The 12,427-nt window shown below is 32.1% G+C and carries 12 protein-coding genes; 6 read left to right on the forward strand and 6 right to left on the reverse strand.

All coding sequences use genetic code 11. From position 1 onward, the window contains the following. Window positions 1-358 precede the first annotated feature (358 nt). From T410_RS05390 to T410_RS05400, 3 genes are all read left to right on the forward strand, one after another. Window positions 359-2,440, forward strand: a complete 2,082-nt coding sequence (locus T410_RS05390) for a recombinase (RefSeq protein WP_035669255.1) — start codon at window positions 359-361, stop codon at window positions 2,438-2,440. Between the two features lie 55 nt (window positions 2,441-2,495). Beyond that, entirely contained in the window at window positions 2,496-3,578 is a 1,083-nt protein-coding gene (gene dinB, locus T410_RS05395) for a DNA polymerase IV (protein ID WP_035669257.1), read from the forward strand. A 95-nt stretch (window positions 3,579-3,673) separates the two neighbouring features. Next, entirely contained in the window at window positions 3,674-4,189 is a 516-nt protein-coding gene (locus tag T410_RS05400; RefSeq protein WP_035669259.1) for a PAS domain-containing protein, read from the forward strand. 60 nt (window positions 4,190-4,249) lie between these two features. Here T410_RS05400 and T410_RS05405 read toward each other — a convergent pair whose 3' ends face one another. The 6 genes from T410_RS05405 to T410_RS05430 form a co-directional block, all read right to left on the reverse strand. Further along, window positions 4,250-5,023: a Bax inhibitor-1/YccA family protein gene (locus tag T410_RS05405; RefSeq protein WP_035669261.1), complete on the reverse strand. Its 774-nt coding sequence runs from the start codon at window positions 5,021-5,023 to the stop codon at window positions 4,250-4,252. Window positions 5,024-5,204: 181 nt separating this feature from the next. Continuing rightward, window positions 5,205-6,635 carry a pyruvate kinase gene (gene pyk / locus T410_RS05410; protein ID WP_035669262.1) on the reverse strand — a complete coding sequence of 477 codons (1,431 nt, stop codon included), beginning with the start codon at window positions 6,633-6,635 and terminating at the stop codon, window positions 5,205-5,207. A gap of 5 nt (window positions 6,636-6,640) precedes the next feature. Beyond that, the gene (locus T410_RS05415) at window positions 6,641-7,129 is read right to left on the reverse strand and encodes an IPExxxVDY family protein (RefSeq protein WP_035669264.1); all 489 of its coding nucleotides are present in this window, start codon (window positions 7,127-7,129) and stop codon (window positions 6,641-6,643) included. Between the two features lie 113 nt (window positions 7,130-7,242). Further along, window positions 7,243-7,983, reverse strand: a complete 741-nt coding sequence (locus T410_RS05420) for a ribonuclease III family protein (protein ID WP_035669266.1) — start codon at window positions 7,981-7,983, stop codon at window positions 7,243-7,245. A 5-nt stretch (window positions 7,984-7,988) separates the two neighbouring features. Beyond that, window positions 7,989-9,242: a beta-ketoacyl-ACP synthase II gene (gene fabF, locus T410_RS05425; RefSeq protein ID WP_035669268.1), complete on the reverse strand. Its 1,254-nt coding sequence runs from the start codon at window positions 9,240-9,242 to the stop codon at window positions 7,989-7,991. A 180-nt stretch (window positions 9,243-9,422) separates the two neighbouring features. Beyond that, window positions 9,423-9,659, reverse strand: a complete 237-nt coding sequence (locus T410_RS05430) for an acyl carrier protein (RefSeq protein ID WP_007137004.1) — start codon at window positions 9,657-9,659, stop codon at window positions 9,423-9,425. Between the two features lie 175 nt (window positions 9,660-9,834). Here T410_RS05430 and T410_RS05435 point away from each other — a divergent pair, with 175 nt between their 5' ends. The 3 genes from T410_RS05435 (at window position 9,835) to T410_RS05445 (ending at window position 12,167) form a co-directional block, all read left to right on the forward strand. Continuing rightward, entirely contained in the window at window positions 9,835-10,398 is a 564-nt protein-coding gene (locus T410_RS05435) for a phosphoribosylglycinamide formyltransferase (RefSeq protein WP_035669269.1), read from the forward strand. A 172-nt stretch (window positions 10,399-10,570) separates the two neighbouring features. Further along, the gene (rnhA, locus tag T410_RS05440) at window positions 10,571-11,050 is read left to right on the forward strand and encodes a ribonuclease HI (RefSeq protein WP_035669271.1); all 480 of its coding nucleotides are present in this window, start codon (window positions 10,571-10,573) and stop codon (window positions 11,048-11,050) included. Window positions 11,051-11,243: 193 nt separating this feature from the next. Continuing rightward, complete coding sequence (locus tag T410_RS05445; RefSeq protein ID WP_035669272.1) at window positions 11,244-12,167, forward strand: PfkB family carbohydrate kinase; 924 nt, start codon at window positions 11,244-11,246, stop codon at window positions 12,165-12,167. Window positions 12,168-12,427 lie beyond the last annotated feature (260 nt).

Below are 12,427 nucleotides of genomic sequence, written 5' to 3' on the forward strand. Positions count from 1 at the left end.
CGTTTCAATTTCTCCTTCATAAAACTTTTTTTCTATTTTAAAAAAAAAGGAGCTTCTTGGGGTCGCTCTTTTTTTAAAAGAAAAAATAGTTTTTTTCACTCGAAGATTTCCACTACTACCCGGACTAATTTGATTTATCAAATATATTGAATTTTTCCACTATAATTAATTTATATCCTTCAAGAAGATTTTTATAACGTTTCCTTCCAATTATTTTTTACTATACGAACTTACTAGAAATAGTGTATTGAAAATTCAAATTAAGTTTTGTAAACATTTTTACAAGCGGTTATTTTATGATTTAGTTAGTGAAAGTTGACAGGTCAATTTGTATTTTTACAAAAATCGAACTTAAATAATGAAATCCATTTTTAAAGCAAAATCAAAGACAACTCCAACAGAATTAATAACTAAATTTTTTGGCGAAAGCGAGTCTTGGCGTTTTAGAGAAGATGATTTGGAACCATTAGTTGAATTAATTAGGTTGATTCGTCCTGTAAAACTTAAAAATTTAGAAATTGTCGATTTACATGAAATTATTTCTTTTCTAAAGAATAATTATTTCTTGCGAGAACAATTTTCGATTTACATTAAAGAAATTCTAACCGATAAAAAATTCAATAAAATCCTTTCGGATGCAGCAATTTTACAAGATGTCGATTTTATTTTTGAAGTCAAAAAAAGAATTTTCGCTAAATTTTTACCGTATCAACCACAAAAAGATACTTTAGAATATATTCTTAATCAGGTTTTTTATCGGGATGATGATACAATTTGGATAAATAAAATACCATCACAACAATTAGAAGAACTATATACTCTGTTAGAATTTAAATCTATTTATGATACTATAGAGCTAAAGTCAGTTTTGTCGGAAGTATTCTATGGAATGTACTTAATCACACAACGCATCAGTGGTCGTGCTATGGAAACCGACGTTATAAAAATGGTACCCGAATATGAAGATTATGAAAGCCCTTTTTCTGCTTTCGAAAAAGAATTATTTCTAATGGAGGATAAAATTAGAAACTCTGAAAATTATTTTACTACATCTGATGATCTGTCTTATGCACAGTTAATGGTTTTGCATAAACAATGTGAAGAATATGTTGATAAAGCATTTCATAATAGTTCAAAATATGGAATTTCGCTTCGGGTAAACCAAAATTTACTAAAAATAAGACAACAATTAGAGCGGTTAAAATTTTTAATTCCATTATTGATTGTTGATGAAAAAAACGATATAAAGAGCAACGGAATAGCATTGGCGTTACACTTAATTAAATACAATTGCTACAAAAATAATGTCCGAAAATTTATTGGAGAAAGCACCCAATTAATCTCTTATGAAATAACACAGCATACTGCTAAAACAGGAGAACATTATATTACCGAAAGTCGTAAAGAATATTTTAAAATGTTTCGGACTGCTCTAGGCGGTGGATTTATAGTGGGAATTTTGTGTGTCATTAAAGTTTTACTTTCTAAAGCAGATACGAGTTTTTTTGGTCACGCGTTTCTTTATAGTATGAACTATGCTTTTGGTTTTATTACAATCTATCTTTTGGGGTTCACATTGGCTACAAAACAACCCGCGATGACTGCTTCGGCTTTGATAAAAGCATTAGAGGAAGGAGTATTGAAGCAAGGTAGAGATGCTGAAAAATATAAAGCTTTTGCTATTCTTTTTGCTCGGGTTTTTCGCTCTCAGTTTATCGCATTTGTTGGAAATGTGATTATGGCTTTTCCGGTTTCATTGCTTGGAATTTGGCTTATTGATTATACTTTAGATTATAATATTGCCGCAACAAAATGGGAGTCTTTACTTATTGATTTAAGTCCAATACATTCATTGGCTATTTTCCATGCAGTCATTGCCGGCGTATTTTTATTTCTTTCTGGTATTATTTCAGGAAGTATTGCCAATAGGGATAAACACAATCAGGTTTTTTTCAGAATAACGGAGCATCCCTTGTTAAAAAAGAGTTTGGGTAAAAATCGAACGCTTAAATTAGCAAAATTATACGAAAAAAGATGGGCCGGAATTGTTTCTAATTTCTGGTTTGGTATATTCATGGGGAGTACGGCATCTATTGGTTTGTTTCTAGGACTTAATTTGGATATTCGGCATATCACTTTTGCTAGTGGAAATTTGGCTTTAGCGTTATACGGAGCAAATTATGAAGTCAGTGATTCAATGTTATTTTGGGGTGTTTTTGGAATAGGTATTATAGGTTTGGTTAACTTTATGGTAAGTTTTAGTCTGTCATTGGGATTGGCCTTTCGCTCAAGAGCCATTTCATTATTTGAGTTGCGATTTGTCACGGTTTCCATTTGGAATCATTTTAAATCCCGCCCATTTAGTTTTTTCTTTCCAACAGAAAAGAAAAACAAGTCAGAAGTGGTAGAAAATTATTTAAGTACTGATGAGCAAAAATAACCTATATTTAAAAAAGACCATTTGAAAATTATTTAAGGTATACAATTAGTTTGATATGCAGGAATTAATTCCAAATAGAAAAATAATACACGTTGACATGGATGCATTTTATGCTTCGGTTGAGCAAATGGATAATCCAGCATTGCGAGGGAAGCCTATTGCAGTAGGAGGTTCTGAAAATCGTGGTGTAGTTGCTGCGGCGAGTTACGAGGCTAGAAAATTTGGTGTTCGTAGTGCCATTAGTGGTGTTATGGCTAAGAAAAACTGTCCAGAACTCATTTTTGTAAGACCACGATTTGATAGATACAAGGAGATTTCTACTAAGATTCATAAAATTTTTCATGAGTACACGGATTTGGTGGAGCCTTTGTCGCTCGATGAAGCCTATCTAGATGTAACTAATAATAAAAAAGGAAATCCAAGTGCTACTTTATTGGCACAGGAAATAAGACAACGTATTTTTAATGAAGTAGGTTTAACGGCCTCGGCAGGTATATCGGTCAATAAGTTTGTGGCTAAAATAGCCAGTGATTATAATAAACCAAATGGACAAAAAACGGTTAATCCAAACGAAGTCATTTCATTTCTGGAAGAATTACCCATTCGGAAATTTTATGGTGTTGGAAAAGTTACCACCGAAAAAATGTATCAACTCGGAATTTTTACCGGAGTAGAATTAAAAAGTAAAACATTGGAATTTTTAGAGAAGCATTTCGGTAAATCTGGAAGTTTCTATTATCATGTTGTGAGAGGGATTCATAATAGCGAAGTGAAATCAAATCGAATTACAAAATCAGTTGCGGCTGAACATACTTTTGATGTGAATCTCTCTTCTGAAATTTATATGCTTGAACAGCTTGAAACTATTGCTGGTGCATTAGAAAGAAGATTGAAAAAATACAATGTTGCAGGAAAAACAATTACTTTAAAAATTAAATACAGCGATTTTACACAGCAAACCCGAAGCAAAACGTTGCCTTATTTTATTTCTGATAAAGCATTGATAGTCGAAGTTGTAAAAGAACTGTTGTATCAAGAACGGATGAAAGATTCCGTACGACTACTTGGTATTTCATTGAGTAATTTAAATACCGAAGAGAAGAAATTTGTTGTTGTACAGTTAAAATTTGATTTTTGATTGAGAATTGACCTCGTTCAACAATGGTTAAAATCAGCTATTTGCTATTTTGTTTTTAGAAATAAAATTACATTTGATTTCTAAATCAAAATAGTATGACTAGTTTTAAACAATATGATGTAGCCATTTCGGAATATCACATGGGTCTAAGTGTAAAGAGACTGCCTGTTTTTTCTTGGGATTTTAATCATGAATTTATAGTAGAACTAAAAAATTCGTTTCTGGATTTAAATAAACTTAAATCAATTGCATTAAAAAACAAATGGACTAGTGATAATTTAGATTTAAAATCAAGGTTAAAAGAAGAAGTGATAATCGTTACTGATGCTAACTTAAGTATTGTTTTTGCTTCTCATAATATGTTTAAAATGAACGGTTATGTTGAAGCAGAAGTTTTGGGTAAAAACCCTAAAATGTTCCAAGGTTATGCTACTGATTTAACAACTTCAAATGAGATTCGTGATGCAATTCAACTTAAACAACCTTTTGAAAAAACGGTTATGAATTATAAAAAAAATGGAGACCTCTATGTATGCTTGATAAAAGGATTTCCGGTCTTTAATTTGAAAGGAGACTTAAGTCATTATATTGCTTTTGAGAAAGCGGCATAAAATAAGAAAACCTTTCTTACTGAGAAAGGTTTTCTTATTATTGAATATCTTACAATAGACTTAGTTTTTACTGTTTAACTTAGAAAGTAATCGTAAAAATTCTATGTATAACCATACTAGTGTTATCATTAATCCCATAGCGCCATACCATTCCATATATTTTGGCATTTTTTGCTCGACTCCTTTTTCGATTCTGTCAAAATCCAAAAATAGGTTTAAAGCAGCAATAACTATTACAAAAACACTGATTCCAATGCTCATCATCGAGTTGCCATAATGAACAGGTACAAAGCTGGTAAACATAGAAAATAACCAAGATATTAGGTAGTAAGTTGCAATTGCAAATGTAGCTGCCACAACAACTGATTTGAATTGCTCCGTTACTTTTACAATTTTATATTTATACAATCCTAAACAAACTGCAAAAGTTACAAACGTAGCTCCAACGGCCTGAATCACAATCCCAGGATACATTGCTTCAAATATTGCCGAAATCCCACCGATAAATAATCCTTCGAACAAAGCATAGCCAGGAGCCAGATACGGAGAATATTGTGGTTTGAATGCAGAAATCACTACTAGAATAAGTCCTACAATAGCACCGCCAATTGCCGGAACTATTGGATTCATTCCATTAAATGACAGCCACCAAATTACCATTGCTGAAGCTGTAAGAAGTAAAAATAGAATTAAACTCCTATTGATCGTTCCTGACAAAGTCATTTCTTGATTGAAATCAATTAGAGTAGCTTGATGTACTTCGTCTTTTCTTGAAACTGCAGTTGACGAAAAAGTTTTATTATTTAAAAATGGATTTTTCGAATTGAAACTCATAGTTAGTGTGATTTTTTTGTTCTTCAAATATAAATTTTATTTTATAGAAGAATGTTTAATTGTTCTTAATTTTTTTAGAATGAAAATTTAAATGTTTTTTTGTTAAAAAAAGCTAGTCCAAAAAAAAATCCGTCTCGTTATTAAACAAGACGGATTTTATAGTAATTCAAATAGCTTAAATCTATTCTATTTCAGAAACTCTTAAGGTGTTTACCATTCCTTTATCTTTAATAGGCATTGCTGCTAAATTGATAAGGAAATCACCTTTTTGTACAAAACCTTTTTGTTTTACGATTTCGTTAATGTCAGTTACAGTATCATCTGTGCTTACATCCTTAGAGTACATGAAAGATTTTACTCCCCAAAGTAAATTAAGTTGTGTAAGGATTCTTTTATTAGAGGTGAAAACTAAAATATGTGCATTTGGTCTCCAAGCCGAAATCTGGAAAGCAGTATAACCACTATTAGTCAATGTACAGATAGCTTTTGCTTTGATAACATTAGCCATAGTTGCAGCATGGTGACAAATTGTTTTTGTAATAAAACGTTTTGTTTTTATCTGTGGTGTATTTTGTGGTACTTGAATAAGCGGAGAATCCTCAACTGCTTCAATGATTTGAGTCATTTTTTGGATTACTTGAACTGGATAATTTCCAGTAGCAGTTTCTCCAGAAAGCATTACAGCATCTGCACCATCCATAACTGAATTGGCAACATCATTTACCTCTGCACGTGTTGGCGTAAGGCTGGTGATCATTGTTTCCATCATTTGCGTAGCTACGATAACTGGAATACGAGCTGTTTTAGCTCTGCGAATTAATTCTTTTTGAACTAAAGGTACTTCATGAGCAGGAAGTTCAACTCCTAAATCTCCACGAGCAACCATCAAAGCATCGCAATAAGCAACAATTTTGTCAATATTCTCTAATGCTTCTGGCATTTCTATTTTGGCAACAATTGGAATTTTATATTCTGAATGTTCTGCAATTAATTCCTGTAAGTCTTGTAAATCTCTTGGTGTTTTTACAAATGATAAGGCAATCCAGTCTACATTTTGTCCAATAGCGAAAATAGCATCAGCAATATCTTTTTCAGTCATTGCTGGAAGAGATATTTTTGTGTTAGGAAGATTAACTCCTTTTTTAGATTTCAATTCACCACCTTGAATTACTCTTGCTATAACTTCTGATTTTTTATCAGTTTCAACAATTTCGAAAATAAGTTTTCCATCATCAAGCAAAATTCTTTCTCCAGGATTTACATCATTTGGAAAGTTTTGGTATTTCATGAAGACTTTTTTTGCAGTTCCAAGGATATCCTCAGCAGTAGTGAATGTAATTAAGTCACCATCATGAACCACAACACCTTCTTCCATAACTCCTACACGAAGTTTAGGTCCTTGTAAATCTCCTAGGATCGCAGTAGTGTAGCCGAACTCTTCATTTAAACCTCGTATGATATTGATTTTTTGTTTTACATCTTCGTAGTCAGCATGTGAGAAATTCACTCTAAACACATTTACACCTGCATCAATCATGTCTTTAATGATCTCTCTTGTACTACATGCAGGCCCAAGTGTGGCTACAATTTTAGTTTTTTTGTTTGTAAGCATTGGTATTAAAAAATTAAATTGTTTTTTGATTTGATTTGATTTGTATCTACGGTATATAATGTAGATATCCTATCGATTTTATTTAATATAGTCTGTATTGTTGATACGCTCCTTGTATCTTCAATATTCTCTATTTTTAAGAAATAATCAACTTTTTTAAACTCAGGAAGTAAAAAGACTTTTGTTGCCACTTCCATAGTAACATTTGAAAATAAATTTTGGTTAATTCCCTTTTTTTGTTGAATTACCTCATTCTTATTTTGAATCAAATTCCAAGTGATTGCTTTTTCATTATCATAATAATAGAATCTTGAAAAATTTGTTTCCCCTTCTTTTATATTAATCTGAATTTCGTTCTTGCTTTTATTTAAATTTACAGGCAATAATTGATTAATAAAAAAAGCTAATCTATAGTCTTCTAATGAAGTATGAATAGCAATTAGATAATAATCTATTTCGTCAAATTCTCCAAGATCTAGTTTATGAATAGCCATTTCATGAAAAAATAAGTTGTAAATATAGTATTTCTACTGAAGTTCTAACCTATCTAAATAGGATGATTTTGTTAAATTATCAACGAAAACGTTATAGGTTTAAGAAAATGATGTTATTTTCTTTCCATTTTTTCTTGAAATGCAAAATAAGCACGTTGGGATGCTTTTTCTTCCGCCTTCTTTTTCGAAGTTGCTCGTGCTTTTGCAATTACTTTATCATCAATACTGAGTTTAACTCCAAACAAGCGTTGTCCATCTATTGCATTGTCCTCAAAAATATCATAATGAAATATTTTCTTCTCTTTTTGACACCATTCTATAATTAAGCTTTTATAGCTGATTACTTTTCCTTCAAGTCTGGCAATGTCTACGTAGGGAACTATTACTCTTTTTTGGATGAATTTTTCACAATAAACATAACCTCGGTCTAAATAGATTGCTCCAACAAGCGATTCAAAGATATTACCATGTATGTTTTCGCCAAAATGTTGTAACGGCACTTTGCTCTCTATATACCGAACCAGATTTAAATCCTTTCCTAATTCGTTCAAATGTTCTCTGCTTACAATTTTTGAACGCATTTTTGTCAAATATCCTTCGTCGCCAGCGGGAGCTTTATTGAATAAATGGGCCGCAATTACGGAACTTAACATGGCGTCACCCAAAAACTCCAATCTTTCGTAATTGATTGGGTTCCCCAGGATATCTAATTTATTAGAGGAACGGTGTGTGAACGCTTTTTTATAGTAATCTAAATTATCAGGTGCAAATCCTAAAATTTTCTGAATAGAATCAAAAAAAATCCCGTCTTCTAGAGAACGGGATTTCGAAAATATTTTTCTAATTATACGCATATAATTTAGATGTCTAATTTTTTTACTAAGACACAAGCATTATGTCCTCCAAAACCAAAGGTATTACTCATTACAACATTCATTTCTCTTTTTTGAGGAACATTGAAAGTAAAGTTTAGTTTAGAATCAATACTTTCGTCATTAGTAAAATGATTTATCGTAGGTGGTACTATTCCGTATTTCATAGAGAGAATAGAAGAAATAGTTTCGATTGCTCCGGCAGCACCAAGTAAATGGCCTGTCATTGATTTAGTTGAGTTTAAATTCATCGTGTAAGCATGTTCCCCGAAAACATGTAATATAGCTTTGGATTCTGCCATGTCTCCAAGAGGAGTAGATGTTCCGTGCATATTCACGCCATCAACATCACTTGCCTGTAAACCTGCATCTCTTAAGCAATTTAACATTACATTTTTAGCGCCTAATCCTTCAGGATGTGGAGCAGTAATATGATGTGCATCTGCTGACATTCCGCCACCGCCAATTTCGCAATAAATTTTTGCGCCACGAGCTATAGCATGTTCGTATTCTTCAAGGACAAGAGCGCCAGCTCCCTCACCTAAAATAAAGCCATCTCGGTCTTTATCCATTGGTCTTGAGGCAGTTTTTGGGTCATCATTTCTTGTAGATAAAGCATGCATGGCATTAAATCCACCCATTCCCGCAATAGTTACCGCAGCTTCAGAACCCCCTGTAACCATAGCATCTGCATGACCCAATCTGATATAATTGAAAGCATCAATAATAGCATTTGTAGAAGAAGCACAAGCTGATACAGTTGTAAAATTTGGTCCTCTAAAACCATATTTTATTGAAATATGACCACCGGCTATATCGGCAATCATTTTAGGGATGAAGAAAGGATTGAATTTTGGGGTACCGTCACCAGCAGCAAAATTAAGAACTTCTATTTGGAAAGTTTCTAATCCTCCAATTCCAGATCCCCATATAACACCGACTCTGTCTTTATCTAATTTTTCAAAATTGAAACCAGCATCAAGTACCGCTTCGTCAGATGCAACCATGGCATATTGAGCGTAACGGTCCATTTTTCTCGCTTCTTTTCTATCTAAAAAATCTTCTGCATTAAAATTTTTCAATTCGCAAGCAAATTGAGTTTTAAATTTTGAAGCATCAAAATAAGTAATTGGCGCAGCACCACTAACACCGTTAATAAGTCCGTTCCAATACGCTTCAATGTTATTTCCAATAGGAGTAAGAGCGCCTAAACCTGTTACTACAACTCGTCTTAATTCCATAAATTCTTTATTTTGTTATCTTTAAACAAATAAAACCCATGCTGATACTGTATTATTTAGTACAAAATAGCGATGGGTAATACAATAAATATCTTTTTGATTGAAATTCAATCTCGAATTTAATTTTAAAAAAAAAATAATAACACCCGCTTACAGGATTGCAAACGGGTGTGTAATTTATTATTTTTTAGCTTCCTCGATGTAAGAGATTGCTTGACCTACAGTAGCGATGTTTTCTGCTTGATCGTCTGGAATTTGAATGTCAAATTCTTTTTCGAATTCCATAATAAGCTCAACAGTGTCTAATGAGTCAGCTCCTAAATCATTAGTGAAGCTTGCTTCTGTTACAACTTCGTTTTCGTCAACACCTAATTTGTCTACGATAATCGCTTTTACTCTTGATGCAATGTCTGACATAATCTTTAATTTTAGAATTTAATTTGTTGGCAAAAATAAAAAACTTTATTTTAAAACAACTATTTAGTTAATAAATGTGTCAACTAATTTATAAAATATATTTGACAAAGCTTTCGCAATGTTATTTAATTTCATTTTTTATGCCTTTTTTTGCGTAATTAAAATTTGTCAGGTTATGAAAAAAATAGTGGTTTTTGCCTCTGGATCGGGGACTAATGCTGAAAATATCATCAAGTATTTTGCTGCAACTGAAATTGGAAAAGTAGAATTGGTGTTGACAAACAACCCAAATGCTAAAGTGATTGAACGAGCCAGAAATTATGGGATACCAACAGAAATTTTCTCAAAAGAAGAATTAATTGAAAGTAAAGTATTACAAATGGTAAATAAAATTCAACCTGATTTGATTGTTTTGGCTGGGTTTTTGTTAAAATTTCCTGAGAATATCATCGAAGCTTACCCTAATAAAATAATAAATATTCATCCGGCATTGTTGCCGAAATACGGTGGGAAGGGGATGTATGGGATGCACATACACAGAGCTATTGTTGGGAACAAAGAAAAGGAAACAGGAATTACAATTCATTTTGTAAATGAAAATTATGACGAAGGAAATATTCTTTTTCAGAAAAATGTAGTTTTAATAGGAAATGAAACTCCGGAAGAAGTTGCTGGAAAAATTCATGAATTGGAGCAAAAATATTTTCCTGAAGTAATTGAGAGATTGTTAGAAAGTTAGATTTTTAGACTTCTTAGATTTTTGTATTGATTCTTAAATTAAAAAAATCAAGCCTAAATTTATTATTTAAGAGGAACAAAAGTTAACCTGAAAAATTTGTCTCTTGACATTATCTTTTTTAAAATCCAACGGTCTAAGAAGTCCAGCAATCTAATAATCTAAGAAGTCTAAAATGGAACACGATGTACATATATACACTGATGGCGCAGCCAAAGGGAATCCAGGCCCAGGTGGTTACGGAGTTGTGATGGAATGGGTAGGAAAGCCGTATAAAAAGGAGTTTTATGAAGGTTTTCGTCATACCACTAATAATAGAATGGAATTGCTGGCGGTAATTGTGGGTCTTGAGAAATTAAAAAATCTCAATACGAGAGTTTTAGTGGTTTCCGATTCTAAATATGTGGTGGATTCTGTTGAAAAAAAGTGGGTTTTAGGTTGGGAAAAAAAAGGGTTTGTTGATAGAAAAAATTCCGATTTGTGGAAACGGTTTTTGGTTGTGTATAGAAAACACAAAGTCAATTTCAAATGGATAAAAGGACATAATAATCATGTTCAAAATGAAAGATGTGACGAGTTGGCAGTTATGGCTTCGATGCAAAAGCAACTTTCTATAGATGCTTTTTATGAAAAGGAAGAAGGGAAGTTGTTGTAAAACAATGGATTCCAGTGAAATAAATTAGCAAAACTTTACGACTGAGACCCTTTGCTATTTTATAACTTATGAACTATCTTTGCGCTTTAATTCGAAACACATTAAATAAAAATAAGCTTAACATTGATTTTTTATAAATATCAAAGCTTACTAAGCCTATTCCATTCCTTTAAAAAGAAAATAATAACTACATATGAATAAATTATTGATTGTTGGAACTGTAGCTTTCGACGCAATTGAAACTCCTTTTGCAAAAACAGATAAAATCTTAGGTGGCGCAGCAACATACATTGGACTATCAGCATCTTATTTCAATTTGCAATCAGCAATAGTTTCCGTAGTAGGTGATGATTTTCCTCAAGAATATTTAGATTTATTAACAGCAAGAAATATAGATATTTCTGGACTTGAAGTTGTAAAAGGCGGAAAAACATTCTTTTGGAGCGGTCGTTACCATAATGACTTAAATTCAAGAGATACCTTAGATACTCAATTAAATGTTTTGGCTGATTTTCAACCAAAAGTACCTCAGAATTTCAAAAATTCGGATGTGGTAATGTTAGGAAACTTACATCCATTAGTACAAAGCAGTGTTTTAGACCAAATGGAAACACAACCTAAATTGGTAGTTTTGGATACTATGAATTTTTGGATGGACTGTGCTTTACCGGAATTATTGGATGTAATTAAACGTGTAGATGTTATTACTATAAATGATGAAGAAGCAAGACAACTTTCGGGAGAATATTCTTTAGTGAAAGCAGCTGCAAAAATTCATACCATGGGGCCAAAATACGTGGTGATTAAAAAAGGAGAGCATGGAGCTTTATTGTTTCATAACAAAGAAGTTTTCTTTGCTCCGGCATTACCTTTAGAAGAAGTTTTTGATCCAACAGGCGCTGGAGATACTTTTGCAGGTGGGTTTGCAGGATTTATTACACAAAGTGAAAATATTTCATTCGAAAATATGAAAAATGCAATCATCTATGGTTCTAATTTGGCTTCATTTTGTGTAGAGAAATTTGGAACAGAAAGAATGATTGGTTTAAATAAAGAAGAAGTGCTGTCAAGATTGAAACAATTTAAATCGTTGACACAATTTGATATAGAATTATAATATTTCAAACCTCGGAAACGGGGTTTTTTTGTTCAGTAAATTTGGTTATAGAGTTTGTAAAAAAATAAAACACTCTTGAACTAGTTCAATGCAAAACAAATAAAATAAGCAGAGCTTTGTAGTATTATAAAGTAAATTATAAAAACGAGGGGTTTATAGACTGAAAATTATATAGATTCAGTAAACCCATAGAATTTAAAAGATTAGAATTTAAAAACGAAACGATTTAACTCGGTTATAACAAGTAATAAATTGTAAAA

It is taken from the genome of Flavobacterium sp. 83 (assembly GCF_000744835.1).
Classification (GTDB): Bacteria; Bacteroidota; Bacteroidia; order Flavobacteriales; family Flavobacteriaceae; genus Flavobacterium.